30 protein-coding genes and 1 tRNA gene are annotated in these 26277 nt (G+C 66.5%); 20 read left to right on the forward strand and 11 right to left on the reverse strand.

Annotated elements, in window-relative coordinates; genetic code table 11:
* Positions 1-94 precede the first annotated feature (94 nt).
* Together P0D62_RS14385 and P0D62_RS14390 are read right to left on the reverse strand one after the other, a co-directional pair.
* Positions 95-871 (reverse strand): alpha/beta fold hydrolase, encoded by a 777-nt coding sequence (locus P0D62_RS14385; RefSeq protein ID WP_275703242.1) that lies wholly within the window; start codon positions 869-871, stop codon positions 95-97.
* A gap of 51 nt (positions 872-922) precedes the next feature.
* Positions 923-1909 (reverse strand): endonuclease/exonuclease/phosphatase family protein, encoded by a 987-nt coding sequence (locus P0D62_RS14390; protein ID WP_275703243.1) that lies wholly within the window; start codon positions 1907-1909, stop codon positions 923-925.
* A 180-nt stretch (positions 1910-2089) separates the two neighbouring features.
* On the opposite strand from P0D62_RS14390, the gene P0D62_RS14395 reads away from it, so the two are divergent.
* The 4 genes from P0D62_RS14395 to P0D62_RS14410 all read left to right on the forward strand — a co-directional run bounded on the left by P0D62_RS14395 (position 2090) and on the right by P0D62_RS14410 (position 6767).
* A complete protein-coding gene (locus tag P0D62_RS14395; RefSeq protein WP_275703244.1) occupies positions 2090-2800 on the forward strand; it encodes a beta-ketoacyl-ACP reductase in 711 nt (236 codons plus the stop codon).
* 35 nt (positions 2801-2835) lie between these two features.
* Entirely contained in the window at positions 2836-3609 is a 774-nt protein-coding gene (gene fabI / locus P0D62_RS14400) for an enoyl-ACP reductase FabI (protein WP_275703245.1), read from the forward strand.
* A gap of 38 nt (positions 3610-3647) precedes the next feature.
* Positions 3648-4439, forward strand: coding sequence for an ABC transporter ATP-binding protein (locus tag P0D62_RS14405; RefSeq protein ID WP_275703246.1), 792 nt, complete (start codon positions 3648-3650; stop codon positions 4437-4439).
* Between the two features lie 75 nt (positions 4440-4514).
* The gene (locus P0D62_RS14410) at positions 4515-6767 is read left to right on the forward strand and encodes an exo-beta-d-1,3/1,6-glucosidase (RefSeq protein ID WP_275703247.1); all 2253 of its coding nucleotides are present in this window, start codon (positions 4515-4517) and stop codon (positions 6765-6767) included.
* Between the two features lie 99 nt (positions 6768-6866).
* Here the strand turns inward: P0D62_RS14410 and P0D62_RS14415 are convergent, their stop codons facing one another.
* Positions 6867-7601, reverse strand: coding sequence for an SIR2 family NAD-dependent protein deacylase (locus P0D62_RS14415; RefSeq protein WP_275703248.1), 735 nt, complete (start codon positions 7599-7601; stop codon positions 6867-6869).
* A 58-nt stretch (positions 7602-7659) separates the two neighbouring features.
* On the opposite strand from P0D62_RS14415, the gene P0D62_RS14420 reads away from it, so the two are divergent.
* The 3 genes from P0D62_RS14420 to P0D62_RS14430 all read left to right on the forward strand — a co-directional run bounded on the left by P0D62_RS14420 (position 7660) and on the right by P0D62_RS14430 (position 8933).
* Positions 7660-8172: a lipocalin family protein gene (locus P0D62_RS14420; protein ID WP_275703249.1), complete on the forward strand. Its 513-nt coding sequence runs from the start codon at positions 7660-7662 to the stop codon at positions 8170-8172.
* A 50-nt stretch (positions 8173-8222) separates the two neighbouring features.
* Positions 8223-8296, forward strand: a tRNA-Met gene (locus P0D62_RS14425).
* A gap of 307 nt (positions 8297-8603) precedes the next feature.
* Positions 8604-8933 (forward strand): nucleotidyltransferase family protein, encoded by a 330-nt coding sequence (locus P0D62_RS14430; protein WP_275703250.1) that lies wholly within the window; start codon positions 8604-8606, stop codon positions 8931-8933.
* Between the two features lie 253 nt (positions 8934-9186).
* Here P0D62_RS14430 and P0D62_RS14435 read toward each other — a convergent pair whose 3' ends face one another.
* Together P0D62_RS14435 and P0D62_RS14440 are read right to left on the reverse strand one after the other, a co-directional pair.
* Entirely contained in the window at positions 9187-9594 is a 408-nt protein-coding gene (locus P0D62_RS14435) for a RidA family protein (protein WP_275703251.1), read from the reverse strand.
* Positions 9595-9744: 150 nt separating this feature from the next.
* Positions 9745-10374 (reverse strand): metallophosphoesterase family protein, encoded by a 630-nt coding sequence (locus tag P0D62_RS14440; RefSeq protein ID WP_275703252.1) that lies wholly within the window; start codon positions 10372-10374, stop codon positions 9745-9747.
* Between the two features lie 280 nt (positions 10375-10654).
* On the opposite strand from P0D62_RS14440, the gene P0D62_RS14445 reads away from it, so the two are divergent.
* Entirely contained in the window at positions 10655-10870 is a 216-nt protein-coding gene (locus P0D62_RS14445) for a hypothetical protein (RefSeq protein ID WP_275703253.1), read from the forward strand.
* Positions 10871-10912: 42 nt separating this feature from the next.
* Here the strand turns inward: P0D62_RS14445 and P0D62_RS14450 are convergent, their stop codons facing one another.
* A complete protein-coding gene (locus P0D62_RS14450) occupies positions 10913-11269 on the reverse strand; it encodes a YdeI/OmpD-associated family protein (protein ID WP_275703254.1) in 357 nt (118 codons plus the stop codon).
* A 9-nt stretch (positions 11270-11278) separates the two neighbouring features.
* On the opposite strand from P0D62_RS14450, the gene P0D62_RS14455 reads away from it, so the two are divergent.
* The 4 genes from P0D62_RS14455 to P0D62_RS14470 are packed head-to-tail and all read left to right on the forward strand — an operon-like array spanning position 11279 to position 12709.
* Positions 11279-11506 carry a hypothetical protein gene (locus tag P0D62_RS14455; protein ID WP_275703255.1) on the forward strand — a complete coding sequence of 76 codons (228 nt, stop codon included), beginning with the start codon at positions 11279-11281 and terminating at the stop codon, positions 11504-11506.
* Between the two features lie 11 nt (positions 11507-11517).
* Complete coding sequence (locus tag P0D62_RS14460; protein ID WP_275703256.1) at positions 11518-11655, forward strand: hypothetical protein; 138 nt, start codon at positions 11518-11520, stop codon at positions 11653-11655.
* Complete coding sequence (locus tag P0D62_RS14465) at positions 11652-12554, forward strand: ribokinase (RefSeq protein ID WP_275703257.1); 903 nt, start codon at positions 11652-11654, stop codon at positions 12552-12554. The genes P0D62_RS14460 and P0D62_RS14465 overlap by 4 nt, the downstream gene beginning before the upstream one ends.
* The gene (locus tag P0D62_RS14470) at positions 12551-12709 is read left to right on the forward strand and encodes an RbsD/FucU domain-containing protein (RefSeq protein WP_275703258.1); all 159 of its coding nucleotides are present in this window, start codon (positions 12551-12553) and stop codon (positions 12707-12709) included. The genes P0D62_RS14465 and P0D62_RS14470 overlap by 4 nt, the downstream gene beginning before the upstream one ends.
* 92 nt (positions 12710-12801) lie before the next feature.
* Here the strand turns inward: P0D62_RS14470 and P0D62_RS14475 are convergent, their stop codons facing one another.
* The 4 genes from P0D62_RS14475 to P0D62_RS14490 all read right to left on the reverse strand — a co-directional run bounded on the left by P0D62_RS14475 (position 12802) and on the right by P0D62_RS14490 (position 16887).
* Positions 12802-13938, reverse strand: coding sequence for a CAP domain-containing protein (locus P0D62_RS14475; protein WP_275703259.1), 1137 nt, complete (start codon positions 13936-13938; stop codon positions 12802-12804).
* Between the two features lie 133 nt (positions 13939-14071).
* On the reverse strand, positions 14072-14860 hold the full coding sequence (locus tag P0D62_RS14480) for an alpha/beta fold hydrolase (protein ID WP_275703260.1): 789 nt from the start codon (positions 14858-14860) through the stop codon (positions 14072-14074).
* A gap of 3 nt (positions 14861-14863) precedes the next feature.
* Positions 14864-15862, reverse strand: a complete 999-nt coding sequence (locus tag P0D62_RS14485) for an acetamidase/formamidase family protein (RefSeq protein WP_275703261.1) — start codon at positions 15860-15862, stop codon at positions 14864-14866.
* Positions 15863-16029: 167 nt separating this feature from the next.
* Complete coding sequence (locus P0D62_RS14490) at positions 16030-16887, reverse strand: CAP domain-containing protein (RefSeq protein WP_275703262.1); 858 nt, start codon at positions 16885-16887, stop codon at positions 16030-16032.
* A gap of 143 nt (positions 16888-17030) precedes the next feature.
* Here P0D62_RS14490 and P0D62_RS14495 point away from each other — a divergent pair, with 143 nt between their 5' ends.
* The 7 genes from P0D62_RS14495 (at position 17031) to P0D62_RS14525 (ending at position 24643) form a co-directional block, all read left to right on the forward strand.
* A complete protein-coding gene (locus tag P0D62_RS14495; protein ID WP_275703263.1) occupies positions 17031-17765 on the forward strand; it encodes an alpha/beta fold hydrolase in 735 nt (244 codons plus the stop codon).
* Positions 17766-17847: 82 nt separating this feature from the next.
* Positions 17848-18981, forward strand: coding sequence for an NAD(P) transhydrogenase subunit alpha (locus P0D62_RS14500; protein WP_275703264.1), 1134 nt, complete (start codon positions 17848-17850; stop codon positions 18979-18981).
* 1 nt (position 18982) lies between these two features.
* Entirely contained in the window at positions 18983-19273 is a 291-nt protein-coding gene (locus tag P0D62_RS14505; protein ID WP_275703265.1) for an NAD(P) transhydrogenase subunit alpha, read from the forward strand.
* The gene (locus P0D62_RS14510) at positions 19270-20658 is read left to right on the forward strand and encodes an NAD(P)(+) transhydrogenase (Re/Si-specific) subunit beta (protein ID WP_275703266.1); all 1389 of its coding nucleotides are present in this window, start codon (positions 19270-19272) and stop codon (positions 20656-20658) included. Before P0D62_RS14505 ends, P0D62_RS14510 begins: the two co-directional genes overlap by 4 nt.
* A 93-nt stretch (positions 20659-20751) precedes the next feature.
* A complete protein-coding gene (locus P0D62_RS14515) occupies positions 20752-21540 on the forward strand; it encodes a YggS family pyridoxal phosphate-dependent enzyme (RefSeq protein WP_275703267.1) in 789 nt (262 codons plus the stop codon).
* A gap of 109 nt (positions 21541-21649) precedes the next feature.
* On the forward strand, positions 21650-23893 hold the full coding sequence (locus P0D62_RS14520; protein ID WP_275703268.1) for a heavy metal translocating P-type ATPase: 2244 nt from the start codon (positions 21650-21652) through the stop codon (positions 23891-23893).
* 54 nt (positions 23894-23947) lie between these two features.
* On the forward strand, positions 23948-24643 hold the full coding sequence (locus P0D62_RS14525) for a M48 family metallopeptidase (protein ID WP_275703269.1): 696 nt from the start codon (positions 23948-23950) through the stop codon (positions 24641-24643).
* Here the strand turns inward: P0D62_RS14525 and P0D62_RS14530 are convergent, their stop codons facing one another.
* On the reverse strand, positions 24644-25270 hold the full coding sequence (locus P0D62_RS14530) for a hypothetical protein (protein ID WP_275703270.1): 627 nt from the start codon (positions 25268-25270) through the stop codon (positions 24644-24646).
* A gap of 97 nt (positions 25271-25367) precedes the next feature.
* Here P0D62_RS14530 and P0D62_RS14535 point away from each other — a divergent pair, with 97 nt between their 5' ends.
* On the forward strand, positions 25368-26276 hold the full coding sequence (locus P0D62_RS14535) for a DUF4192 domain-containing protein (RefSeq protein WP_275703271.1): 909 nt from the start codon (positions 25368-25370) through the stop codon (positions 26274-26276).
* Position 26277: the final 1 nt, after the last annotated feature.

Below are 26277 nucleotides of genomic sequence, written 5' to 3' on the forward strand. Positions count from 1 at the left end.
TACGCCGGATTGTTCAACGGTGTCGTCAGCCCGTGTCTGTGCTCGTGATCGTGATAATGCGGTTGATTCCGTCGCGATAGCGACATTCGCAACCTCATTGATGCGGGTCTTGCTGCCGGCTGAAGAAGGAGTCGACGGCGGCGTAGAAGGCGGCGGGCTGGTCTCGTCGGATGCAGTGGCCGGCTCCGGTGATCTTCACTTGTTCGACGAGCGGATTCCGGTAACGACTCTCATCAGGGCCCATGCCGCCGTCCTCCGGTAGCACCAACAGCGTGGGCACGGTCAGCGCCTGGAACAGCGACTCCCACTCGGCGTCGCCGAGGAACAGACCTCGTTCGATCATCAGAGGATCGACGCGCGCCTTGGATGCCGCCCACGCGCGAGTCTCGGCTTCCGACCAGGACGTCTCTCTGAGTATTCGTTCCACCTCAGCCTGTTCCTGAGCAGGGAAGGCGGAGAGGAACTTCTGCTGCTCCGCGACGAACTCGAGATCAGGCCCGTCGGCGTCGCCTGGCCGAGCGGGATCCTCGAGCACGAGTGCCTTGACCAGTTCGGGAGACTCGATGCCAAGTCTGAGCGCGACGAGTCCGCCGAGCGAATGACCCATCACCACCGAAGGTTGCCCCGTCCGCGCGACCACGGTGCGAAGATCCTTCACCCAGAGTCGATGGCTGAAGGTGACGTCGTCCGGTGTGAAACGAGCGGAGAGCCCGTGTCCGCGCTGATCGACGGCATGGATGTCCCATCCCGCACCCCATTCGGCGACGGCGTCCGGCCAGGTGGTGCCGTCGTCGGTGAGGCCGTGCACGAGCACCAGCGGTGGGGCGCCGTCGCTGCCGAAACGATGAACGTGAACCTCGGTGGTGCTCATCGGTCCAACGTAGTGGGCAGGGCGCTAGAACGTCAGTCTGAAGAGGAGACACTATCGGGTCAAGACGGAGAAGACCGGGCGGTGGTCGGTTCCGGAGGCGGGCACATCAAGGGTGCGGGCGTAGGTCGGTGTCCAGTCGGGGGTGGCCAGGACGTGGTCGATCGTTGCTCCTAGCGGCACGGGAACCGTCGACGGCCAGGTGGGAGCGGAGGTGCCCAAGGAGTGCAGCTGGCATTCGCCGAGCCGACCGTCGGTGAAGTTGGCCGGGCCGGCGTTGAAGTCACCCAACGCGATGGTGTTCGTCTCAGCGCACTGTCGGGTGATCCAGGTCAGCGCACGCCGCCAGCCTTGAGCGCCGATCGTCGGATCCAAGGCCATCCGTGTCGCATGAACGGCGACGATTCTCGGTGAGTCCGACGTGGGGTCGAGCGGTTCCGCGACCACGCCGGTCCATGCGCCATCCTCGTCGGCGGCTGCGAGACGATACTCGCCGAGTCGGTCGGCCACCAACAGCGTGACGCTCGTATAGATCCCATGGAAGAGCTGGTAGCCCTCAGGGTGCCGTCCCCGCGCGAAGGAAGAGGCGCTGCCTCCGGAACGAAGCTCGGCGAAGGCCGCGACATCCGCATCGGTGCGTGTCATGAGATCCGCCATGGCATCGGCCGGAACCTTGCCTTTGACGTTCCAAGCGAGCGCGCGCACGTCGAAGCCGTCACCGCGATCCGGGAGGTCGGCGATCTGGGCTGGGGATGGGGTCGTCGCGATGAGAAGGACAGCGGTGAGCCCGAAGGTAACGGCCGCGGATGCCGTGGACACGATGTTCGCCCTGGTGCGCCATGTCCTGATGGAGACGGACAGCACGAGCAAGAGAAGGGCCGCGGTGGCGGCGAGGATAAAGCTGACGACGGGGAATGCCAGTGCGCCGCCGAAGATCCAGGTCCGGTTGGCGACTCCGGTGAAGTAGCCGACAAGATAGATGGCCGCGAGCATCAGCAGGCCGGCGAGGCCGATGCGTGGCAGCCATCTGAGGGACGTCATGGGACCGCACTGTAGCGCTCGAAGGCATCGAATCTGTGGAATATGCAGCGTCCAGTGGGGGTGGGCTTGTTGGCGAGTGTGCACAGAGATTGCCCCGCTTCGTTGGAGAGATAGCTGTCCGGGACACGGCGCGGAAGGAAGCTGCGCCATCCGGCGCCCAGCCTGCGGTAGGTTGACGGCGTGACTGAAGGCAGAGTTGTACTTGTTACCGGCGGTTCCAAGGGCATCGGTCGTGCGATCGCCGAGGCGTTCCGCGATGCCGGGTACCGCGTGGCGGCCACCTACCGTTCCGGAGGCGTCCCCGACGGCGTGCTGGGGGTGGTGTGCGACATCACCGACCAAGGCCAGGTGGACGCGGCGTTCGAGGCCGTGGAGAAGGAGCTTGGCCCCGTCGAGGTGCTGATCGCGAACGCCGGCGTGACCAAGGACACCCTCCTGATGAGGATGTCCGACGACGACTGGAACGCCGTCATCGACACCAACCTCACCGGCACCTTCCGCGTTGTGCGCCGTGCGTCGCGCCCGATGATGCGTGCACGGTTCGGCCGGATCATCCTGATCTCGTCGGTGGTGGCGCTGCTGGGCTCGCCCGGCCAGATCAACTACTCGTCCTCGAAGGCCGCCCTGGTGGGCATGGCTCGCAGCCTCACCCGCGAGCTGGGCGTGCGCAACGTCACCTGCAACGTGGTGGCGCCGGGCTTCATCGAGACCGACATGACCGCCGTGCTCAGCGACGACCTGATCGCCGACTACAAGAAGCGCATCCCCGCCGGCCGCCTCGGCTCCACCGACGACATCGCCGCCGCCGCGCTCTACCTTTCGTCCGACCAGGCCGGATACGTCTCGGGCGCTGTGCTGCCCGTCGACGGCGGCATGGGCATGGGCCACTGACCACTCACGACGAACAACACGAGGAACGAAGACACATGGGCATTCTCGAAGGCAAGAACATCCTGGTCACCGGCGTGACCATGCGCACCTCCATCGCCTACGCCGCGGTGGAGATCGCTCAGCAGGAGGGCGCCAACGTGGTGGTCTCCGCCGCCGGACGCGCTGTCGCGCCGGCCACCCGCGCGCTGTCCAAGTTGGAGAAGGTGCCGCCGATCGTCGAGATCGACGTCACCAACCCGGAGCACCTCGCGGCGTTGCCCGAGATGCTCTCCGAGCACTTCGAGGGCGGCCTCGACGGCATCGTGCACTCCATCGCCTACGCCAACCCGGAGACGGCGCTGGGCGGGGCCTTCCTGACCACCGACTGGGAGTCGGTCGCCAACGCGCTGCAGATCTCGGCCTACTCGTTGCAGTCGCTGACGATGGCCGCCAAGCCGGTGCTGAACTCGGGCGCCAGCATCGTCGGACTGACCTTCGATGCGCGCGTCTCGTGGCCCACCTACGACTGGATGGGCGTGGCGAAGGCGGCGCTGGAGTCGACGTCGCGCTACCTGGCTCGCTACCTCGGGCCCGACAACATCCGCTGCAACCTCGTTGCCGCCGGACCCATCGACACCGTCGCGAAGAAAGCCATCCCCGGCGCCTCGTCGTTCAACGACATCTGGGCCGAGCGGGCGCCGCTGTCCTGGGATCCCAGCGACGCGAAGCCGTCGGCCAAGGCGATCGTCGCGCTGCTGTCCGACTGGTTCCCCGCCACCACCGGCGAGATGGTCCACGTCGACGGCGGCCTGCACTCCACCGGCGCGTAACAACTGCGCTCCGGCAAAGGGTGGCTAGGGTTGTGCCCATGGCAGCGGTCGCAGAGTTAGCGGGAGTCTCGATCAGGCGGGGTACCGCCCTGCTCCTGGACAACGTCGATCTCACCATCAACGAGAACGAGCGCTGGGTGATGATCGGCCCCAACGGGGCCGGCAAGACCACCCTGTTGCAGCTTCTCGCCGCAGAGATGCACCCCACCACTGGCGTGGTGGGTCTGCTGGGCGAGGTGATCGGTGCGGTCGACGTGTTCGAACTGCGTCCGCGCATCGGACTCACGTCGTCGGCGCTGGCCGAGCGGATTCCGCGGGGCGAGAAGGTGCGAGACATCGTGCTTTCTGCGGCCTACGCCATCGTCGGGCGCTGGCGTGAGGAGTACGACCCCTTCGACATCGCGCGAGCCGACGAACTGCTGCGTCAGCTGAGGATGGAGTCGTTCGCGGACCGCACCTTCGGCACCCTCAGCGAGGGCGAGCGCAAGCGGGTGCAGATCGCCCGTGCCTTGATGACCGACCCGGAGCTGCTGCTGCTCGATGAGCCGGCCAGCGGTCTCGATCTTGCGGGTCGGGAGTCGCTGGTGGAGACGCTGTCCGGGATCTTCCTCGACCCCGACTCGCCCGCCTCGCTGCTGGTGACCCATCACGTCGAGGAGATTCCCGCCGGCATCACCCACTGCCTGTTGCTGAACAGGGCCAAGGTGGTGGCGGCCGGGCCGATCATCCAGACCCTCACCGACGCCAACCTGAGCGCGTGCTTCGAGATGCCGCTCGCCGTTGGCCGCCACGAAGACGGCCGGTGGTTCGCCCGCGGTCGTCGGGGCTGATCGCACCGCAGACATGCTCTAGGTGGCACCTAGCTATATTTCCGGCCCGGCGATCAGGGGTGCCAGGATGGAGCCATGAGCGACGACGCGGCATACCGGAACCCCCAGCTGAGCATCGACGAGCGGATCGCCGACCTGATGCGGCGGATGACCGTCGAGGAGAAGGTCGGGCAGATGATGCAGCTCGACGCCCGCGAGAACCTGGAAGAGATCGTGGTGGAGGTCGGCGTCGGGTCGCTCCTGCACACCTCGCCCGAGCGGCTTCGTCGGGCTCACGACCTGGTGGCGACGACGCGCCTGGGCATCCCGCTGCTGGTGGGGGAGGACTGCATCCACGGTCACTCCTTCTGGGAGGGTGCAACGATCTTTCCGACGCAGCTCGCCATGGCCGCGTCGTGGGACGCCGACCTGCTGGAGCGCGTCGCCCGCGTGACCGCCATCGAGGCGGCCGCCACCGGCATCCACTGGACCTTCTCCCCGGTGCTCTGCATCGCGCGCGACCTGCGCTGGGGCCGGGTTGACGAGACGTTCGGCGAGGATCCGCTGCTGATCGGCGAGCTGGCTGCTGCGATGGTGCGCGGTTACCAGGGCGATGGGCTGGCCGATCCGACGGCGATCCTCGCCACCGCCAAGCACTTCGCCGGCTACTCCGAGACCCAGGGCGGGCGCGACGCCAGCGAGGCCGACATCTCGCGCCGCAAGCTGCGCTCCTGGTTCCTGCCGCCTTTCGAGAAGGTGGCGCGCGCGGGGTGCCGCACGTTCATGCTGGGCTATCAGGCCATCGACGGGGTGCCCGTGACCATCAATTCGTGGCTGCTCGACGAGGTGCTGCGAGGGGAGTGGGGCTACACCGGCACCCTGGTGACCGACTGGGACAACGTTGGACGCCTCGCGTGGGAGCAGAAGGTGCAGCCCGACTACACGCACGCGGCCGCGGCGGCCGTGCGCGCGGGTAACGATCTGGTGATGACGACGCCGGGCTTCTACGAGGGGGCTTTGGCGGCGATCCGCGCCGGGATGCTCGCCGAGAGCGACCTGGACAGGGCTGTCTCGCGCATCCTCCGGCTGAAGTTCGAGCTGGGCCTGTTCGACGACCCGCGCCGCCCCGACGACGAACGGATCGGCACCGTCATCGCCACGGCCGAGCACACAGAGCTCAATCTGGAGGCCGCCCGGCGCTCGCTGGTGCTGCTGAGCAACGACGGTGTCCTCCCGTTGCCCGTCGAGGGCGCGGGTGTGAAGCGGGTGGCCGTGGTCGGGCCGCTCGCCGACGATGCCCAAACGCAGCTGGGCGACTGGGCCGGTGGATCGGGCCAGGCCGGCTGGCTGGATGGGCAGCCGCGGGAGCAGATCGTTACCTTTCTGGACGGGCTGCGCACCCAGGCGCCGGCCGACTGGACCATCACACACGCCGTCGGCGCCGAGATCCTCACCCTCGAGCCAGACCCGCGCGGCGACACCTTCCACGACGGCCAGCCGCGCCCGCCGGTCGTCGTGCCGTGCGATCCCGACGAACGGCTGATCGCCGAGGCGGTGGCTCAGGCCAATGGCGCCGACTACGTGGTGGCCGTCGTCGGCGACCGCATCGAGTTGGTGGGCGAAGGTCGCTCGACGGCGACGCTGGAGCTGATCGGTGGCCAGGTCGCGCTGCTGGACGCCTTGGCCGAGACCGGCACCCCGATGATCGTCGTCCTGATGGCGTCGAAGCCCCTGGTGCTCCCGCCGTCGGCTCTGAACGCTGCCGCCGTGGTGTGGGTCGGCAACCCGGGTATGCAGGGCGGGCGGGCCATCGCCGAGCTTCTGCTGGGACAGATCGAGCCCACTGGCCGCTTGCCCATCTCGTTCGCTCGTCACGTCGGCCAGCAGCCGACCTACTACAACCAGCTGCGCGGCCAGCACGGCGACCGCTACGCCGACCTCACCCAGGATCCCGCCTTCCCGTTCGGTCATGGCTTGTCGTACACGACGGTGGAGTACGAGGATCTGCGTCTGGAGTCGGATGAGGTGGACGCGGACGGCGTGGTGCGGGCCTCGTTGACGGTGCGGAACTCGGGCGTGCGCCCGACGCGGGAGACGGTCCAGGTCTACGTGACGGACTGCGTCACGTCCGTCAGCTGGGCGGAGCAGGAGCTCAAGGGCTTCCAACTGGTCGACCTGCAGCCCGGCGAAGCGAAGCGCGTCGAGATCGAGCTTCCGGTGTCCGACCTCACGATCGTCGACGCGCAGGCTCGTCGCATCGTCGAGCCGGGGCAGTTCATCCTCCGCGTCGCCCGCTCCAGCCGCGACCCCCATGCCCCCCAGGCGCTCGTCGAGCTGCGTTCCCGCTGACGCTCTCTGAGGTGCGACCGAGTTCTGCGAGGGAGCCTCGAAGAGACCCAGAGTGACTTTCTGTGGAGACCGTTATCCGGCTGGGGATCCGACGAGCCCCTAAGCCCCCAGCAACCCAGGTAGCTCCTCGTCGATGTCACCACGGACGACCCGATCCGCGATCCGGTCGCACGGCGTGGGGCTGGCGTTGACGATAACGCCGTAAGCGCCGTTCTGGATGGCCTCGGGGAAGAGGGCGGCGACGGGGTACACGCCCAGCGACGTTCCAACGGCGACGATCGCGTCGCAGTCTTCGACCGCGTCGATCGAGGCCTGCAGCACGTCCATGTCTAGGGCTTCCTCGAACAGGATCACGGTGGCCCTGGTGATGCCGCCGCACTCGGGGCATCTTGGATCGGGGTCACCGGCCCGCCAGCGGGCGATCATCTCCTCCATCGGACCGGTGGCAGGGCACCCCTCGCAGCGCCACCGTCGCATGGAGCCGTGCACCTCGTGCACCAGCTCAGGGGCGGAACCAGCCAGCTGATGCAGCCCGTCGGTGTTCTGCGTGATGACAGCCTTCAACCGGCCCTGATGTTCGAGTTCGACGACGGCGCGGTGCCCGGGCGTCGGCTTCGCGACCCATGCCGCCGGATTCGCACGACGCTTCCACGCGGCCTTGCGCACCTCTTCGTCGCCCAGGTACCAGGACAGCGTCGATACCCGTTCGGCATAGGGATCTTTCGTCCAGACTCCCTGTGGGCCGCGGAAGTCCGGGATGCCGGCGGAGGTGGAGATGCCGGCTCCGCTCAGGATCACGATGCGACGGGCCTCGTCCAGCGATGCGATGCTCATGCCCCCAGTCTGCCGCGCGAGGCGGGTAGCGTGGAGGGAGCATCTGGGAAGGACGATCATGATGAACGACAAGCCAGAAGTGGTGTCGGTGCCCGAGTTGGACCTCGCTCGCTACCTGGGGCTGTGGTACGAGGTGGGTCGGCTGCCGCTGAAGTTCGAGGATGAGGGGGCCCGCGACATCACCGCCGAATACTCGCTGCAAGACGACGGAAAGGTGCGCGTCGACAACCGCTGCATCGACGAGGAGGGCGAACCCACGCAAGCCCTGGGGGAGGCGATTCCCGACGAGGAGCACGACGGCCGATTGCGCGTCACCTTCCTTCCGGCGGCATTGCGCTGGATCCCATTCACGCAGGCCGACTACTGGGTGCTCAAGATCGACGACGAGTACCGCCACGCCCTGGTCGGTACCCCCGACCACAAGAACCTGTGGCTGCTCAACCGCGAGCCTCAGATCAGCTCCGACGTGGAGGACGACTACCTCGCCGAGGCCGTACGCCAAGGCTTCGACCTGACGGACTGGATCAAGCCCCATCAGTCCGGCAGCAGGGTCACCGAAGACATGCTCTAGGAGCTCGATTTGCTCCGCCGGCGAAGCATGACTATAGTTAGAGATCGCGACGCGGGGTGGAGCAGCTCGGTAGCTCGCTGGGCTCATAACCCAGAGGTCACAGGTTCAAATCCTGTCCCCGCTACGAAACCGCTAGTCAAAGCGGATTTGAGGCCGGTGTGATCTGCAGATCACACCGGTTTCTTGCTTTTCCAGGGCAATAGAAGTCCCGACGCAGCCCATCCGTCCAGCGACCCAGTCACAGATCAGACTCAGCCCTGGTCCCACGGGTTCCGCAACTCATGGTTTTCCGAGGGTTGAGTGCGAAAACTGGGGCGGAAGTGCTTGGCAACACCGAGGCGATCACGCTACGCCGCTATATCGAGCCGGATGAGGCCGTAGCGATGCACTTGCGTCTCGACCTGTCTCGAAGGCATGGATAGGCTGGGTTTATGTCGAATAGCGCGATGACACCGGAGTCGCTCGCCTTGTATCAACTCATTGAGGCGCGCCTGCCGGAGTTCCGTGCGCTTCTTGACAAGCACGCGGCGGCGAATCCTCGGTTGTTCGGCTCGGTCGCGCGCGGCACTGCCCAGGTGGGCAGTGACATCGACATCCTTGTTGAGATGGATCCTGCCGACGGGAACCTGCTCATGCGAGCCTCGGGGCTGATGGAGGAGACCCGGGCGCTGTTTGGCCGTGATGACATCGATGTGTTCCCGGTCCAACTACTGAAGCGTCCGGTCTCCGCTTCGGCTCTGAAAGATGCCGTGGAACTATGAGTTGCGAGCCAGAAGACCCGGATTAGGGACATCTTGCGTGCCGTCGATCGATGCGCGCGGGCGACCCTAGTCGAGACGGGACGAGGAACTCTGCTGACGGGCGGACTCCAGAATCACCCCAGCATCGGGAGTCGGGTTTCTGACCCCTTCTTCCTACCTGGAAGCGCTGCGTTCGTCTGGCGGTGTCCTCGCCGACCACGGCGCGGTTCTTCTGATCTTGCTCTCGAACGATGGATTGCTCAACCCTTCGTCTTCAATCGGTAACGGCGGCGATCGCTTCCAACTCCACCAACTGATCGTCATATCCCAGAACCGTTACGCCCATCAGAGTGCTCGGCACGTCGTGCTCGCCGAAGGCGTCTCGGACGACTTCCCAGGCCGTTACGAGATCTGCTTGCTTCGACGAGGCGACGAGCACGCGGGTGCTGATCACGTCGTGAATTGTTGCGCCCGCTGCTGCCAGGGCTCGGGTCATCGTCTCCACGCATGCGGCGGCTTGACCGGCGTAGTCGCCGATGGCTGCGGTGGTGCCGTCGTCGTTCAGCGGACAGGAACCGGCGAGGAAGATCAGGCGTGCGTCCTTCGGGGCCGTTGCTGCGTACGCGTATTCAGCAACATCGGAAAGATTGGATGCTCGGATCAACTGCACAGAACTCGGCATGAGTCCATCTTTCCAGACTTCCCTGCAAGCTCATCCAACAGCTGGGGATCCTGAACCGGATGGTCTTGGTTCTTGTCTGTCCGCCAGGCCCATAGCTCGTCGACCGACTCGAAGGGACCGGCGGTCGAGTTCTTTCGGCGTGCTGCTGGCTCACCATGGCAGCGCATCAAGGTCTTGTGGTCCGGCGCTGATCACGTCGATGATCTCTTCTTCGCTGAGCGGGCGGCCAGCCCAGGCGTCGATGCCGACGTTGATCATCCGCCCACGTTGCCGCCAACTGTCGTGGACGTGGCCGCAGAGGAGCCAGGAACCATCGTCGATGGGGCGCCAGGGTGCGAACTTGTCGCTGACGATCTTCCCGTGTCGATCTTCTTGTGCGGGTAGTGACGGGTCGGCGTAGGGGAAGTGTGAGACCTTGACCTTGAGTCCGTTGCTCAGCGTCAGGGCGGTGTTGGTCTGGATGAGTGCGGCGAGGCCGCAGCGCTCGCGGTAGTAGTCGACGAACCCTTCGGCGCGGGCTCCGTTATACGGATGGCAGCGATCGTGGTTGCCTGCCACGAGCGTGACGTCGACGGCGATGCACGCAAGGTGCACGAGGGTGTCGTCGAGCCGGCCGAGGGCCACATCGCCCAGGTGCCAGAGTTCGTCGTCGGGCTCAAGCCTTTCCGTGATGCGCTTCACCAGGTCAAGGTTCATGTGATCGACACTGGTGTATGGGCGGTTGCAGAACTTGATGATGTTCTGGTGCCCGAAGTGGGTGTCTGAGGTGAAGTACCGCATGACCCAACGGTGCCATAGCCTCCTGGCGTTACGGGACGATCACCGACCAGGATGCGCCGATCCGAGATCACTATTTTCAGGCGGCTGGAACTCGGTATGTCGCTTGGATGCTGAGTGCCGACGCTTGTCGTGAGCCATTCGAGCATGACCACGAGACCGTGTCGGCGGTCCTAGCCCGCCGTTTTCACAATGGTGTGTCCTGTGTCGGATAGAAGCGTGCGAGGCTTCGGTTGGTTCCGATGGGTGAATGCGTGACTGCGGGAGGCTCGCCCTGCTTCTGATGATGGCACTACTGGTGTTGAGCGGTCCGCCCTTGCTCATCGGCTGCGTCTCGGTGTGTAGTGGCCGCGAGGTGCTCGTCGGTTTCCACCGTTATACGTACTATTTTGCGGATATCCGTAGCGAAGTGGTGATAGGTATGGATGTCAGCAGGCCGATGGCAGCGCTTTCTCTCGGCCATCTCTGCGGTGTCGTCGCCCGCAACCGTCGACGATGAGGTTGCGCGGCTTAGCTAATGTCGCGAGCGACCTTCTCGTAGTCAGCGTTGAAGCGCGGATCGTCCGGCGGGGGTCATGCGTCCTTCGGTTTCGAGTCGTTCGGCGATCGCCGTGTTGCGCGCCGAGGTGGTGCCCTTGGTGCGGCGCGGGGTGAACTTCTGTAGATAGGAGTGGCGGTCGTTTGCGCGGCGAGTGCTTTCGCTCCAGCCGAATGCGATTCCGGCTTCGAGGAGGTCGTGGAAGGTGATGCTAGGCTTCAGGCTTCCCTTCTTCTGGAGCACCACCCAGAGGCCGGGGTGGCTTTGATGGTTCTCCGTCAGCCAGGCCCAGAGCTCGTCGACCGACTCGAAAGATCGATGGTCGAGTTCTCGTGACTGGTCGCTGAGGTGCCAAGGCATGGCCTAACCGTGTCAGACTCCACCGACAGTTTTGAAGAGCGCCGCTGGATCGCTGTCACCGCGTCGACGATCGAGGTTCCCGACCACCAGGTCATCTGGCTCGGCGGAGGGGGCATCGCGGAGATGGGGCGCCTCGCGGTCTCCACGCCCTTCGAGGTCATGAACGGCGGACACCCCGCCAGCATCCGGATACCCACCGAACTGGTTGTCCGAGCATCTATCGGTACCGCTCCGTGAGAAAGGACGAAATGAGCATCCTCCCATTGAGAGGCGTGAGCAAGCGCCTTAACGGAGTCACTGTTGTGGACAACGTGACCATCGACGCGATGTCTCCCGTGCCGGTCCAGACCATCACCGCCGACAACGTTGGCGAATTCCTGCAATGAGTGTCGTCGTGGTCGGGTCGGTCAACGCCGATCTGCACCTCCGCCTCGCTCGTCATCCCCGCCCCGGGGAGACGCTCCTCGCCTCCGGCGGCACGCTGTCGCCGGGCGGCAAGGGCGCGAACCAGGCGTGCGCATCCGCCCTCGCCGGGGCGCCGACCGTGCTCCTCGGCGCGGTCGGCGCCGACGGTGCCAAGGAGGCCGCCCTGCGGCTGCTGAAGGACGGGGGCGTCGACATCTCGCGGCTGGCGGTCATCGCCGACCAGCCCACCGGTCTGGCCGTGGTGACGGTCGACGCGGAAGGGGAGAACACCGTCGTGGTGGTGCCGGGGGCCAATACCCTGGTCGGCACGGCATCGGTGGAGGCCTGGGAGCCGCTCATCGCCGACGCGACGGTGCTCGTCCTGCAGGGTGAGATCCCCGCGACGAGCAGTGCCCGGGCGGCTGATCTGGCCTCAGGACAGGTGGTGGTCAACCTCGCGCCGGTGATCTCGATGCCGGCGTCGCTGCTGCGGCGTGCCGATCCGCTGGTCGTCAACGAGCATGAGGGGGAGGAAGCGCTGCAGCAGTTGGGCGGCGAGACGATCTCAGAGCCTCGCGAGATCCTGGAGGGTCTGCTCGCCCAAGGGGTGCCGTCGGTCGTGATGACGCTCGGGGCAGCGGGGGCCTTGGTGGGCGACGCTTCGGGGATCTCCTCGATACCCTCTCCGACGGTGACCCCGGTTGACACCGTTGGTGCCGGCGACGCGTTCGTGGGTGCCCTGGCAGCACGACTGGCGGCCGGCGATAGCCTCGTGATTTCGGCCGGCTACGCCGCCCGTTTCGCGGCATATACGGTGCAGTTCGACGGCGCGCAGTCGTCCTATCCCGCACCGGGTACGCCGCTTCCGGAGGTCTCATGAAGAAACGCGGACTCTTGAATCCCGGACTGAACGCGGCCATCGCCCGGCTCGGGCACACCGACACCTTCGTGCTCGCCGATGCCAGATTCGTGGTGCGTACGGGAGCGACCGTGCCCTACGCCAACGTGATCCTGCGCTGCGGCGTGCCGTTCTGACCAAGCGGCGCAAGAGGCGCCTTCTGCCATCACACGTCGACGTCCCGGTCACCCCATAGGTGCCCGGGACGTCGCGCTTGGTTTGGGCGCGGCTACTTCTTGATCTTGGCCGTCTTGGAGGAGGTTCTGGTCACCGACGTGTATCCGGACTTGGTGCCCTTCACCTTGACGGTGATCCGCTTGCCTGCGTCGGACTTGGCGAGTTTGTAGGTGCTCTTGGTGGCGCCGGTGATCTTCTTGCTATCGCGGTACCACTGGTAGTTGAAGGTGGTTCCGGAGGTCCAGGTGCCCGGCTTGGCGGTGAGCTTCTTGCCCACCTTTACCGTTCCGCTGATCTTCGGCTTGGCGGTCGTCAGCGTGCCGTACGCCACCTTCGTCGTCTTGGCCGAAGTCTTGGACGCCTTCGCGTACCCCGACTTCGAGCCCGTCACCTTGACCGTGATCTGCTTCCCACGATCCGAGGACGTGAGTTTGTAGGTGGCTTTGGTGGCGCCGGTGATCTTCTTGCCGTCGCGGTACCACTGGTAGCTGAACTTCGTTCCGGAGGTCCAGGTGCCCGGCTTGGCGGTGAGGGTCTTGCCCACCTTGGCGATGCCGCTGATCGTGGGGGTCGCTGTCTTGAGCTTCTTTATAGTCGCAGCGGGGACGACGTCGTCGACGACCTCAGAAAGGCCGGTGCCGAAGTTCTGTGTCCAGAGGATGCGCCCTTCGGAGTAGTAGACGCCGACGCCGAGTTCCTCGAAGTCGGGGCTCATGATGTTGACGCAGTGGCCCGGGCTCTTCATCCAGGCTGTCACCACCGATCCGGCGTCAAGGAGCATGCCGATGCCGTAGGCGATGTTCTCGCCGGCGGCGTGGGTGATGGTGTAGCCGGCGTCTTCCATGCGGTCGAAGGGGTCGCGTCCGTCGAGGGCCATGTGGTCGAAGTAGTCGTTGATGGCCATGTCCTTGGAGTGCAGGAACGCGGAGTTGTTCAACACAGTGTTCAGCGTCAACGGGGCAGCAGGCGCGAAGGCCTCGTCGCCGCACGTCTGAGGCGCCGAGCGCACGCGGTTGACCTCATTCAGAACGTCGGCGCGCAGCTTGGTCTGGGTCTCGAGGTAGTTCGTTGCAGGGGAGTCGGCCGACGTCCAGGTGGCTGCTGTGGCAAGGCCGGGGACGGAGCCCAGAGTGATCGTGGTGGCGACCAGCAGCGCGGCCGTTCGGGAAAAGCGGATGGCGAAACTCATGTTGTTCCTCATAACTTGAGATAGCGATCCCCCCGCGATGCACCCTATCGTGCCTCCGTCTCACCTGGGAGTGTCCAGAGTCGCCATATCCTGACCGTCCTGGCTGAGGTCTCCGTCGACGTTTGGGAGGCGCCTATCGCAGGAAGTCGAGCAGGGCGGCGTTCACCAGGTCGACCTCTTCGAGGATCGGGGCGTGGGCGCTGTTGTCCAATGCGACAAGGCGGGCGCCGGGAATGCGGGTGGCCAGGTATTCGCCGCCGTCGAAGGGGGTCTTCTTGTCGTGGCGCCCATGGATGACGAGTGTGGGCACGGCGATGTCAGGCAGGTAGGCGTCGTGGTCGACCGTCCTCAGCGTCGGGGCCAAGGCGGCGAACATCGGCAGCGGCCAGGAGAAGGCCATCTGGGCAAGCCAGAGGCGCATTCCCTCGCTCGGCGGATGCAGGAACAGCTCGCCGTCGATCAGGGCGAGATCCGCGGCGGCGCGATCGGTCATCGACCGCTGCTGCATCTTCTTCCACAGCTCCGGCGGCAGGCCGCCACCGGCGTCTTTCACAAACCAGGGAGCGCCCGCGATCAGCACCAGCCGGCTCACCAACTCTGGCGCGTCGCGCATGAGGCGCAGCGCCACGTGAGCGCCGAGGGCGTAGCCGACGAGCGCCACGGGCTCGACGCCCAGGACGCCGATCAACCGGCGGAGGTCATCGGCGAACGTATCGATGGAATAGCCGTCGGATGGGCGGTCGGAGCCGCCGACGCCCCGGAAGTCGTAGGCGATGACGCGGAACTCCGTCGCCAGCGCCGCCACCTGGTGGTCCCAGACGGCGTGCGTCATGGATCCGCCGTGGATCAGGATCACGGGGTCGCCGGCGCCGTACTCCTGCACGTGCAACCGCAGTCCCGGCGCGATCTTCACCAGGGGCATCGATCAGCGCTCGGCGTCGAAGATGTCGAGCGGCAGGTACGCCGTGACCACCCAGTTCGGGACGTCGACGATCTCGTTGATCTTCAGGTCGCAGACGACGCTGCAGAGCACGTACGCCTCCTCCCTGGTCAGGCCGTGCTCGCTGGTCAGGTATCCGATCATGCGACGGATCACCTCTTGGCTGGAGGCATAGATGTCGGGCCCGGCCTCTGACATCGCGTGATAGCCGGAGCGAGGCGACGGGACGCTGAGCGGGCCGGTCGTGCGGAACTCCGGCGCGGTGCGACGCACGCCGCGCTTGACGGACAGCCGGATGGTCGCGTGCACGCCCGTCTCGATTGCGGTCAGGCACACCTCGCCGTCACCCTGGGCGGCATGGCCGTCGCCGCAGGAGAACAGCGCGCCCGGCACCTCGACGGGCAGGTACAGGCGGGTGCCCGGCACGAGGTGACGCAGGTCGAGGTTGCCGCCGGTGTGCCGCGGGGGCAGCGTCGCGTGTTCGCCGGGCTCGGCGGGAGAGGTGCCGAGGAACCCGCAGAACGGGTGGATCGGGATGGAGATGCCGGGCTTCAGTTCGGCGTGCGTGGCGCCGGGCTCCCACGACCAGTTGTGGATGTAGGGCATGGAGAAGTCGTCGGGAAGCAGGCCGTGTCCGGGCAGGAACAGGGTGTGGCCGTAGTTCTGCGCCAGGCTGACGTCGACGATATCGACGACGAGGGTGTCACCCGGCTCCGCGCCTTCGACGTAGACCGGACCGACCACCGCATGCGGCCGTTCAGGGTCGATGACGGCGAGATGCTCAAGCGACGCACCGGGCGGCAAGGGCATTCCGGGGCACTCGAACACGATGGTGGATCCGTCGGGCACAGTCAGGGCGGGCGGCGTCTGGTTGTCGATGTAGCGCTGGATCCCGGGCGCGTCCTCGCCGGGTTCGAGGAGGCCGCGGGCGATCGTCGTGCCGATGCGGTACTGCGCGTCGCCGGAACCGGGCAAAGCGTTCATGGGGGACTCCTCCAGGGAATGGGTATGCCTACGGGGAGGACGATAGTGCGCGCCCGGCCGGTCGACCCCGGCTGCTCGCCTGTAGACCGGCGGTTCAGCGGAGGGAGAACAGACGTCCCGGCCAACCAGCGGTTGACCGGGACGTCGTCGTGTCAGGAGACCTGAGGCTACTTCTTGACCGTGGCCGTCTTCGCCGAGGTCTTCGTCACCGACTTGTAGCCCGACTTGGTGCCCTTCACCTTGACGGTGATCTTCTTGCCTGCGTCCGACTTGGTCAGCTTGTAGGACGACTTGGTGGCTCCCTTGATCTTCTTGCCGTCGCGGTACCACTGGTAGCTGAACTTCGTTCCGGACGTCCAGGTGCCCCGCTTGATGGTGAGCGTCTTGCCCACCTTCGCGGTGCCGCTGATCTTCGGAGTGGCCGTCTTCAGCTTGTACTTGACGACGTCGGAGACCTTCTTGGAGGTTCCGGTGCCGAAGTTCTGCGTCCAGAGGATGCGCCCTTCGGAGTAGTAGACGCCGACCCCGAGCTCCTCGAAGTCGGGGCTCATGATGTTGACGCAGTGGCCCGGGCTCTTCATCCAGGCTGCGACGACCGTCTTCGCGTCGAGCAGCATGCCTATGCCGTAGGCGATGTTCTCGCCGGCGGCGTGGGTGATGGTGTATCCGGCGTCTTCCATGCGGTCGAACGGGTCGCGTCCGTCAAGGGCGATATGGTCGAAGTAGTCGTTGACGGCCATGTCCTTGGAGTGCAGGAACGCCGAGTTGTTCAACACGGTGTTCAGCTCCACGGCCGGGACCGCCTTGTACTTCTTGTCGCCGCACTTCTGCGACGACTTCCGCACGCGATTGACCTCTTTCAGCACTTCGTTGCGGAGCTTCGTCTGCGTCGGGCGATAGTTCGTCGCCGAGGAGTTGGCGGACGTCCAGCTTGCGGCATCCGCGACTCCGGGAATGGTGCCGAGGGCCAGCGCCGCTGCGGCCAGGAGCGCGATGGACTTCGCGGTGCGTGTGACAAGACTCATGGTGGTCCTCATTTCGGGATACGGATGCCCCCCTTGCTCTCGTAGCCTACCGTCGTCCCGCGCGGTTCTCCCCGCGGCCATCTGGATCGCCTGGGCGTCGGCTCAGAGCGCGCATCGGGTGTCCGGGCACGTAACCTGGTGGGGTGTCCGAGAACTCGTTCTTCTTCTACGACGACGACGCCACCCTGGTCGGAACTCACACCGGCGCGGGCGAGCGGATATTCGTGCTGATCCACGGCATCGGCATGGGGCGCCGGGTGTTCGCGGGGCTGGCCGAGTTGCTGGCCGATGCCGGTCAGGTGATCGCCCTCGACCTGCCGGGATTCGGCGACTCCCCGGAACCCGGGAAGGCCCGCACCATGCAGGAGACCGCCGACCTCGTCGCGGACTACCTCCGGCAGTTGCACGCGGCGGAACTGGTGCTGATCGGGCATTCGATGGGAACCCAGATCGTCACCGAGGTGGCGGCGCGTCATCCGGAGCTGGTGTCCAAGCTCGTCCTGATCGCGCCGACGGTGAACGTGGTGGAGCGCACGGCCGCCCGTCAAGCGTGGCGGATGGTGCAAGACCTCTTGGGCGAAGCGCCGAAGGTGCTGATCCTCGGGGGCTGGCAGTACGCCAAGGCCGGCATTCCGTGGTTCCTCCGGAAGCTGCGCATCATGCTGGAGCACGACGTCGAGAGCAGCTACCCGAAGATCCAGGCCCCGACTCTGGTGCTCCGCGGCGAGACCGACAAGGTGTGTCCTCGCGACTGGGTGCAGCATGTTGCCAAAATTGTCCCGAACTCCCGCTACGACGAGGTGCCCGGCCATGGACACGAGGCGATGATCCGCGATCCGGCCGACGCGGCCAGGCTGATTCTCGCCTTTGCCGAGTAGTTGGTTCATTTTAGCGAGCCGTCTCACCGGCGCAGGGAGACCCCCTGCTTAGCGCGAGGTCGTCGTCTCATAGGCTGACGACGTGATCACAGTAGTTGCAACGAGAGAGCCCTATCCCGAAACTCGGGTGGCGCTCACGCCCGATGTCTGCCGGTCCTTGACGAAGGCAGGGCATCGCATCATCGTCGAGTCAGGAGCCGGAGGCGCCGCCGGGCACCCCGATGCGCAATATCAGGAGGCGGGGGCCGAGGTCGTCCCCGTGGTGCCGCTCTCCGAGATCGATGTCCTCGCTCACGTGCTGCCTTTGACGGAGGAACGGATTCGTGAGCTGAAACCGGGAGCGCTGACCATCGGAATGGCCGGTCCGCACGAGGTCGACCGCGTCACGCGCCTCGCGGAGGCCGAGATCACCGCGATGAGCTTCGAGAGGCTGCCGCGCACCTCGCGGGCGCAATCCATGGATGCGCTGAGCTCGCAGGCCCTCGCCGCCGGCTATCGCGCCGTGCTGGAGGCCGCCTTCCGATTGCCTCGGTTCTTTCCGTTGGCGATGACGGCTGCCGGGACGGTGCCGCCGGCGAAGGTCGTCGTGCTGGGCATCGGTGTCGCGGGCCTCCAAGCCATCGCCACGGCCAAACGGCTTGGCGCCACGGTCTCTGCCAACGACATCCGGCCGAGTTCGGCGGAAGAGGCCCGTTCCGTGGGAGCGACGTTCATCGACGTGGGACTGGGCTCCGACGAGGGAGCGGGTACCGGCGGATATGCGCGAACGCTCGGGCAGGATGCCGCGACACGCCAGCGCGAGGCGCTTGCGCCGCACATCGCCGATGCCGACGTGCTGATCACCACGGCCGCCGTGCCGGGCCGCCCGGCACCGCGTCTGGTGACGGCGGAGATGGTCCAGGCGATGAGACCCGGCTCCGTCGCCGTGGATCTTGCCGCGCCAACCGGAGGCAACATCGAGGGGAGCCGTCCGGGAGAGGACGTGAAGGTGCCCTCGACCCGAGGCGACGGCGACGTCACCATCGTCGGTGTCGCGTCCGCGCCGTCCGACCTGCCTGCCGACGCGTCGCGGTTGTTCGCCAAGAACGTCGAGAACGTCGTCAAGCTGATCGCCTCCAACGGGGCGGTCGTCATCGACTTCGGCGACGACATCGTCGACGGCATGACCATCACTCACGACGGGGTCAACCGCCTCGCCCAACCCAAGGAGGCATGAGATGGACCTCGTCATCGCGCTCACTCTGCTCGTCCTGTCGGGGGTGGTGGGCGTCGAGGTGATCTCGAAGGTCACCTCCACCCTCCACACCCCTCTCATGAGCGGCACCAATGCCATCTCCGGCATGGTGCTGATCGGTGCCGTGCTCGTCACCGCGCATACTGACTCGACCATCGGGCTGGTCGCCGGGCTGCTGGCGATCGTGCTGTCCGCAGTCAACCTGGTGGGAGGCTTCCTCGTCACCGACCGGATGCTGCAGATGTTCACCACGAAGAAGGAGATTCAGAAGTGAACCTCCTCCCCGACACGGTCTCCGGGCTGTTGTACCTCATCTCCTCAGCCTGTTTCATCTTCGCTTTGAAAGGGATGTCGCGCCCGCCGACAGCACGACGAGGCAACGCCGTCGGAGCGGCCGGAGCGGTACTGGCGCTCGCGACGGTGCTGCTGTCCACGGACATCGGCACGACAAGGCTGCTTCTCATCCTCGCCGCCCTCGTCGTGGGCGCCGGCATCTCGGTGCCCATCGCTGCGAAGGTTCCGATGACGAGCATGCCGCAGCTGGTTGCCATCCTGAACGGGGTCGGCGGTCTCGGCTCCGTCCTCGTCGGCGTGGTCGAGGTCAGCCTCGGCCGTGGTGACGCGGGCTATGTCGCGCAGGTGGCCGTGGCGTTCGCGGTGCTGGTGGGAGCGGTGGCTTTCACGGGCTCGCTGCTCACCTACTTCAAGCTGCAAGGCATCATGTCGGCGCGTCCCATCGTGCTTCCGTTCGCCCCCGTGATCATGGTGGCGGCGTTGGTGCTGTCCGCGGTCGCGACGGTCTACGTCGCGGTGACGGGGTCGCTCGTGTGGGCCTTGGCGTTGTCGGTTCTGGGCATGCTGCTCGGCGTGCTGGTCCTGTTGCCGATCGGTGGTGCCGATGCCCCGGTCACCATCGCGTTGCTCAATGCCTTCACCGGCCTGTCGGTGGCGGCCTCCGGTGTCGCCCTGGACAACTCCGTCCTGCTGATCTCCGGCATGTTGGTCGGCTGCTCCGGTCTCATTCTGACCCTGGTGATGGCCGACGGCATGGGACGCAGCGTGGCGGGCATTCTGCTCGGCTCGCTTAAGGGCGGTTCGACGGCGGGCTCCACGCAGGAGTCCGATCGTCCCGTGCGGCGCGCCACCCATGACGACGTCGCGGTGGCGCTGGCCTACGCGAGCAAGGTCATCGTCATCCCTGGCTATGGATTGGCCGTCGCGCAGGCGCAGAACGTGCTGGCCGAACTCGTCACCAGCCTGCGCGATCGAGGCGTGGACGTCACCTACGGCATCCACCCCGTCGCGGGCCGGATGCCCGGGCACATGAACGTGCTGCTGGCGGAGGCCAACGTGTCCTACGAGCTCTTGGTCGAGGCGGATGACGTGAACCCGCAGCTGCCGGCCACGGATGTGGTGCTCGTCGTAGGAGCGAACGACGTGGTCAATCCGGCCGCGCGCGACGATCCGTCCAGTTCGATCTATGGGATGCCGATCATCAACGCCGACCATGCTCAGCAGGTCTTCTTCCTGAAGCGTTCGATGAGGCCGGGCTTTGCCGGCATCGAGAATGAGCTGCTGTTCAACGCCAAGACGCAGCTTCTCTTCGGTGATGCGAAGGAGTCGCTCGGCGGCGTCGTGTCGGCCCTGAAAGAGGTCTGATCGGAGCGCTGGACCCGGGTTCTAGAGGGCACGGGGCATGCCGCTATCGGCGTGCCCCGTGTCGTCGTTGGCGAAGAGTGACACGATGGGGCAATGGCAGTCGATGATGCGGTACCCGGCCCCGTGATCCGCTACCCAGGGGCGTCGACGGTGGAGGAGTTCCGGCGCAACCTCGCCGAGGTCAGATCCCGGATCGACGCGGCCGCCGAGCGCTCTGGACGGGCTCCGTCGGAGGTGCGCCTGCTGCCGGTGAGCAAGACCGTTCCAGGAGATCGGATCCGCAACGCCGTCGCCGCGGGCTGCACCGAACTGGGTGAGAACAAGGTGCAGGAGGCCAAGCGCAAGCATGCGGAGCTGGCCGACCTCGACGTCGCCTGGGCCGTGATCGGCCACCTGCAAACCAACAAGGCCAAGGACGTGGTGGCCTTCGCGTCGGAGTTCCAAGCCCTGGACAGCCTTCGCGTCGCCGAGGCGCTGGATCGCCGGCTACAGGCCGCCGGACGCGGGCTCGACGTCTACGTGCAGGTGAACACCTCCGACGAGGAGTCCAAGTATGGCCTTCCCCCGAGCGAACTGCTCGACGTGCTGCGCCAGCTGCGTCACTACTCGTCGCTGCGCGTTCGTGGCCTGATGACGCTGGCGGTGTTCAGCGCCGACGAGGCGCGAGTGCGTCGTTGTTTCGGGCTGCTCCGCACGTTGCGCGATCGGGCGCGCGACGAGGATCCGGCCCTGATCGGCGACGGCGGGCTATCCATGGGGATGTCCGGCGACTACGAGATCGCCGTCGAAGAAGGCGCCACCTGCGTGCGCGTGGGCCAGGCGATCTTCGGCTCCCGCTCGACGCCCGACAGCCAGTGGTGGCCTGGAGAGCCTGGACTCTAGGGCGCTGCTCACCAGGTCGTGCGGACGCTTGAATGATACCCCCTGGGGGTATAGAGTGAGCGTTGAGGGATACCCTGATGGGGTATAGAGACCGAAAGAGAGCACGAGCATGAGCACCAGCGCGCCGCTTCCGATCAAGGAGTTCGAACTCGAGATCGGCGGCATGACCTGCGCCTCCTGCGCCGCCAGGATCGAGAAGAAGCTCAACAAGCTAGATGGCGTCAGCGCCTCCGTGAACTACGCGACGGAGAAGGCCAAAGTCACCGTCTCCAGCGACCTCGAGGCCGAGCAGCTGATCGCCGAGGTGGAGAAGACGGGCTACACCGCCGCGCTTCCCGCGCCCCCCGTCGAGGAGAAGGACGAGCGCGAGGCCGACGACGACCCGGAGCTCACCGCGCTGCGGCAGCGGTTGATCGGGTCGATCGTGCTGTCCGTCCCCGTCATCTTGATGGCGATGATCCCGGCTCTCCAGTTCACTTACTGGCAGTGGCTCTCCCTGACGTTGGCCGCGCCGGTCGTCGTGTGGGCGGCTTGGCCGTTTCACAAGGCGGCGTGGACCAACCTGCGTCACGGCGCCGCCACCATGGACACGCTGATCTCGATGGGAACCATCGCCGCGTTCCTCTGGTCGCTGTACGCGCTGTTCTTCGGCCACGCCGGCATGCCCGGCATGACGCACCCGTTCGAGCTGACCATCCAGCCCAGCGACGGCGCCGGCAACATCTACCTGGAAGTCGCCGCGGGTGTCACCACCTTCATCCTCGCCGGTCGCTACTTCGAGAAGCGGGCCAAGCGCCGGGCGGGCGCCGCGCTGCGAGCGTTGCTGGAACTGGGTGCCAAGGAGGTGTCCGTGCTGCGGGGCGGCAAGGAGACCAAGATCCCCACCGAGCAGCTGCGCGTCGGCGACGACTTCGTGGTGCGTCCGGGCGAGAAGATCGCCACCGACGGCGTGATCGTCTCCGGCACGTCGGCCGTGGATGCGTCGATGCTCACCGGAGAGTCGGTGCCCGTCGAGGTGGGGGAGGGCGACGCTGTCACCGGCGCCACCGTCAACGCCGGAGGACGGCTGGTCGTGAAGGCCACCCGGGTGGGATCCGACACCCAGTTGGCTCAGATGGCGAAGCTGGTGGAGGACGCGCAGTCGGGCAAGGCCGAGGTGCAGCGCCTGGCCGACAAGATCTCCGGCATCTTCGTGCCGGTGGTGATCGTGATCGCGCTCGTCACGCTGATCGCCTGGCTGGCGCTGGGCAACCCCGCGTCAGCCGCCTTCACCGCAGCCGTCGCGGTGCTGATCATCGCCTGCCCCTGTGCGCTGGGCCTGGCGACTCCCACCGCACTGCTCGTCGGCACGGGCCGTGGCGCGCAGATGGGCATCCTGATCAAGGGGCCGGAGGTGCTGGAGTCGACGCGCAAGGTGGACACGATCGTGCTGGATAAGACCGGCACCGTGACCACCGGAAAGATGACCCTGATCGACGTCGCTGTCGCGTCGGGGGAGGATGGCAACGAGGTGCTGCGCCTGGCGGGCGCCCTGGAGGACAGCTCCGAGCACCCCATCGCGCAGGCGATCGCCAAGGCCGCCACCGAGTGGTTGCGTGCGCCGCTGCCGGCTGCGTCGGACTTCGCGAACATGGAGGGCCTGGGCGTGCGCGGCCGCGTCGACGAGCATCAGGTGATCGTCGGGCGCCCGGCGCTGCTGGCCGAGCAGGGCTCCCCGCTGCCCCCAGAACTCGACGATGCCATGGCGCTGGCCCAGGCGGGCGGCCGCACGGCGATCGCGGTGGCCTGGGACGGCCGTGCCCGCGGGGTGCTCGTGGTGGCGGATGCCGTCAAGCCCACTAGTGCGGAGGCGGTCGCGGAGTTCAAGCGACTCGGGCTGACGCCGGTGCTGCTGACCGGCGACAACGAGACCGTCGCCCGGCAGATCGCCGCCGAGGTGGGCATCGATCGGGTGATCGCCGAGGTGCTGCCCAAGGACAAGGTCGACGTGGTGCGCTCGCTGCAGGAGGAGGGGCGCGTGGTGGCCATGGTGGGCGACGGCATCAACGACGCCCCGGCCCTGGCGCAGGCCGATCTGGGCCTGGCGATGGGCACCGGTACGGATGTCGCCATCGAGGCCTCCGACCTCACCCTGGTGCGCGGCGATCTGCGCAGCGCCGCCGACGCGATCCGGCTGTCCCGCCGGACGCTCGGCACCATCAAGGGCAACCTGTTCTGGGCCTTCGCCTACAACACGGCGGCCATTCCGCTGGCGGCCCTTGGTCTGCTCAACCCGATGCTCGCGGGCGCGGCGATGGCCTTCTCCAGCGTGTTCGTGGTGGGCAACAGTCTGAGGCTGCGCCGATTCCGCTGAGCCGACGGGTCGCCTTGGACGGAACTGTCGGAGGGGCGGGCTAGGGTCTACGCCATGTCCTTACGCCCCCGCTCATGGAGCTTCGACCTCGACGGAATCGTGGTCGACGTCACCGTGAAGTCTGTGAAGTACCTGCGCGTCCGCGTGATGCCACCGCGAGGCGACGTGCGCGTGTCGGCTCCGTTCGGGGTCTCGGCGGACGAGGTGCGTCGGTTCGTGCGCGAGCGTCGTGACTGGATCGTCGGGGCTCAGCGCAAGGTGATCGCTGCGGCCGAGGTCAAGCGCCCGCTGGCCGAGCACTCGACGGCGTGGCTGTGGGGGAGGCGTTACCGCGTGAGGGTCGACGTCGGTCCCTGGGAGTCCGCGTGCCTCGTCGGCGAGGAGATCTGTTTGGTGGTGGCGGATTCGTCGCGGGCGGAGCTGTTGCTGGACCGGCTCTACCGTCAAGAGCTGGAGCCGGTCGTCCGGGCGCTGTTCGAGCGCTGGCAGCCTCGGGTGGGACGCTCCGCGCGGCTGGTGCGGTTGCGCAGGATGAAGACCAGGTGGGGAAGCTGTAGCCCGTCCAAGGCCAACATCACGCTCAACCTCGCGCTGGCCCAGTTCCGGCCGGAGTTGCTGGAGTACGTCGTGGTGCACGAGCTGGTGCATCTGTGGGAGCACGGCCACGGGCCCGGCTTCTACGCCCGGATGAGTTCCCTGCTACCCGACTGGCGCGAGCTCAGGGCCGAACTCAAAGACCTGCAGCCCTGATCATGGCGCCTTGACGGGTAGTGCCTGGATCGCGTTGTTGCCGCGGGGGCCGGCGAGCACGATGGTGGAGTCTTCCTGGGGCATCGGGAACACGAGCGTGCCCGTAGCGGGGGTCTCCGGCGTCGCGTAGGCCAGCGGGTCGTTGTCGGCGATGAAGGACTCACGACTGGCGTTGGTGTAGGCGAAGAAGCTGAACTCCGCCACCATGTCCACCTCGATCCGGTAGTCCACCTCGAGGCCCTGGTCGGTCCAGCGGGTGGCGGTCAGCTCGAAGACGCCGGTGACCGCGCCGTCGAAGGGCTTGAAGTTGCCGGTTCGGGTGGCGGTGGGCTGGGGCACGGCGGGACGCTCGCCGGGGTTGGTGGACTCGGGATCCACGCCCATGAAGAACTGCAGGGAGAACAGACCGATCGCGATCGCAACGACGGCGACGACGATGATCACCCACACCTTTCGGGGTGGTCCTGACGGGCTGAGTTGCTGGGGATCGGGTGGTGGTTGCTGCTGGCCGAACGGTACTCGCGGGTCGCGGGCCGCGGCGTCATGGAACTGCTGGGGGCGCCAGTTGGGATCCTGCTGGGCCCATGGGTTGCCCTGGTTGCCCGGTGGCCGCTGTCCATTGCTCATGATGGCCACAGCCTACTCGGCGGTTCCTCGTACCTCGGGTTGTCCACAGGCGCGGAACTCGGCGGGATAATCGTGCCGCCGTTTCCTCTCATGGGACATGAGCACAACCGAGAGTCTCACGATTCGACAGTTCCAGGACATGATCGCCGCGCCCAGCCTCTTGCTGGGTTTCCATCCGGACGACTCCTGCGTCGTCATGGCCGTGCGGGCGGGCAGCGCGCGCCGCAAGGCCGTGCTGTTCTGCTTGCGGGTCGACCTCGACTGGTACGCCGCCTATTTCGATCAGGTGGCGGAGCAGCTCTACAACGCCCAGCTGCGGGCGGGGCCGTGCGAATGGATCCTCATCGCGTACAGCGCGAGCGAGGACGACGCGGAGGTGGCGCTGGAGGAGTTGAGCGAGGTGCTCGGTGGCGAGCGCGTGGCGGTGCGTCTGATCTGCGACGGGAACCGCTACTGGCCGGTGGGTTGCCCTCACGATGCGGTCGAATACGACTTCGACAGTTCCGCCCTCGCCGCCCAAGCCGTCTATCAAGGAGTCTCGATCCAACGCGGCCGGCGGGCCACCGTCGCCGAGGTGGAAGCGGGGGTGGTCGACATCGGAATCTGGAGCGACGCCGTCGAGGAGGCCTCCGCCATGTCGATCGATGACAAACTCGCCCTGCTGCGCGCTCTGATGGAGGACGCGCCGGACGGCGAACACGCAGCCACGCGGCTCGCCGTCCTGCTTCAGGATGAGGAGTGCTTCGTGGCCGTGCTCACGGAGTTGAAGACCACCAATGCCGAGCGACACTTCGGCATGCTCACTCGAGCCAGACGATCCTGCCCTGACGAGGCCGCACCCAACCCGCTCGCCCTCCTTGGCCTCGCCTGCTGGCTTGCGGGCAGGGCGGCCCAGCACACGGCCTGTCTCGAGCAGCTCGCGCGCGTCGACCCCGAACACCCCATGCTGCGCCTGCTCCTGAGATTGCACCGGCTCGCCATCCCTCCCGCACATTGGGACGACTAGG

It is taken from the genome of Tessaracoccus caeni (assembly GCF_029211185.1).
Lineage (GTDB): Bacteria > Actinomycetota > Actinomycetes > Propionibacteriales > Propionibacteriaceae > Arachnia > Arachnia caeni.

Bases quoted from the DNA above. Each gene is read 5' to 3' on its own strand.
- P0D62_RS14385 (WP_275703242.1), bottom strand. From the start codon at position 871: ATGAGCACCACCGAGGTTCACGTTCATCGTTTCGGCAGCGACGGCGCC.
- P0D62_RS14390 (WP_275703243.1), bottom strand. From the start codon at position 1,909: ATGACGTCCCTCAGATGGCTGCCACGCATCGGCCTCGCCGGCCTGCTG.
- fabI (WP_275703245.1), top strand. From the start codon at position 2,836: ATGGGCATTCTCGAAGGCAAGAACATCCTGGTCACCGGCGTGACCATG.
- P0D62_RS14405 (WP_275703246.1), top strand. From the start codon at position 3,648: ATGGCAGCGGTCGCAGAGTTAGCGGGAGTCTCGATCAGGCGGGGTACC.
- P0D62_RS14410 (WP_275703247.1), top strand. From the start codon at position 4,515: ATGAGCGACGACGCGGCATACCGGAACCCCCAGCTGAGCATCGACGAG.
- P0D62_RS14415 (WP_275703248.1), bottom strand. From the start codon at position 7,601: ATGAGCATCGCATCGCTGGACGAGGCCCGTCGCATCGTGATCCTGAGC.
- P0D62_RS14420 (WP_275703249.1), top strand. From the start codon at position 7,660: ATGATGAACGACAAGCCAGAAGTGGTGTCGGTGCCCGAGTTGGACCTC.
- P0D62_RS14430 (WP_275703250.1), top strand. From the start codon at position 8,604: ATGTCGAATAGCGCGATGACACCGGAGTCGCTCGCCTTGTATCAACTC.
- P0D62_RS14435 (WP_275703251.1), bottom strand. From the start codon at position 9,594: ATGCCGAGTTCTGTGCAGTTGATCCGAGCATCCAATCTTTCCGATGTT.
- P0D62_RS14440 (WP_275703252.1), bottom strand. From the start codon at position 10,374: ATGCGGTACTTCACCTCAGACACCCACTTCGGGCACCAGAACATCATC.
- P0D62_RS14445 (WP_275703253.1), top strand. From the start codon at position 10,655: ATGATGGCACTACTGGTGTTGAGCGGTCCGCCCTTGCTCATCGGCTGC.
- P0D62_RS14450 (WP_275703254.1), bottom strand. From the start codon at position 11,269: ATGCCTTGGCACCTCAGCGACCAGTCACGAGAACTCGACCATCGATCT.
- P0D62_RS14460 (WP_275703256.1), top strand. From the start codon at position 11,518: ATGAGCATCCTCCCATTGAGAGGCGTGAGCAAGCGCCTTAACGGAGTC.
- P0D62_RS14465 (WP_275703257.1), top strand. From the start codon at position 11,652: ATGAGTGTCGTCGTGGTCGGGTCGGTCAACGCCGATCTGCACCTCCGC.
- P0D62_RS14470 (WP_275703258.1), top strand. From the start codon at position 12,551: ATGAAGAAACGCGGACTCTTGAATCCCGGACTGAACGCGGCCATCGCC.
- P0D62_RS14475 (WP_275703259.1), bottom strand. From the start codon at position 13,938: ATGAGTTTCGCCATCCGCTTTTCCCGAACGGCCGCGCTGCTGGTCGCC.
- P0D62_RS14480 (WP_275703260.1), bottom strand. From the start codon at position 14,860: ATGCCCCTGGTGAAGATCGCGCCGGGACTGCGGTTGCACGTGCAGGAG.
- P0D62_RS14485 (WP_275703261.1), bottom strand. From the start codon at position 15,862: ATGAACGCTTTGCCCGGTTCCGGCGACGCGCAGTACCGCATCGGCACG.
- P0D62_RS14490 (WP_275703262.1), bottom strand. From the start codon at position 16,887: ATGAGTCTTGTCACACGCACCGCGAAGTCCATCGCGCTCCTGGCCGCA.
- P0D62_RS14505 (WP_275703265.1), top strand. From the start codon at position 18,983: ATGGACCTCGTCATCGCGCTCACTCTGCTCGTCCTGTCGGGGGTGGTG.
- P0D62_RS14515 (WP_275703267.1), top strand. From the start codon at position 20,752: ATGGCAGTCGATGATGCGGTACCCGGCCCCGTGATCCGCTACCCAGGG.
- P0D62_RS14520 (WP_275703268.1), top strand. From the start codon at position 21,650: ATGAGCACCAGCGCGCCGCTTCCGATCAAGGAGTTCGAACTCGAGATC.
- P0D62_RS14525 (WP_275703269.1), top strand. From the start codon at position 23,948: ATGTCCTTACGCCCCCGCTCATGGAGCTTCGACCTCGACGGAATCGTG.
- P0D62_RS14530 (WP_275703270.1), bottom strand. From the start codon at position 25,270: ATGAGCAATGGACAGCGGCCACCGGGCAACCAGGGCAACCCATGGGCC.
- P0D62_RS14535 (WP_275703271.1), top strand. From the start codon at position 25,368: ATGAGCACAACCGAGAGTCTCACGATTCGACAGTTCCAGGACATGATC.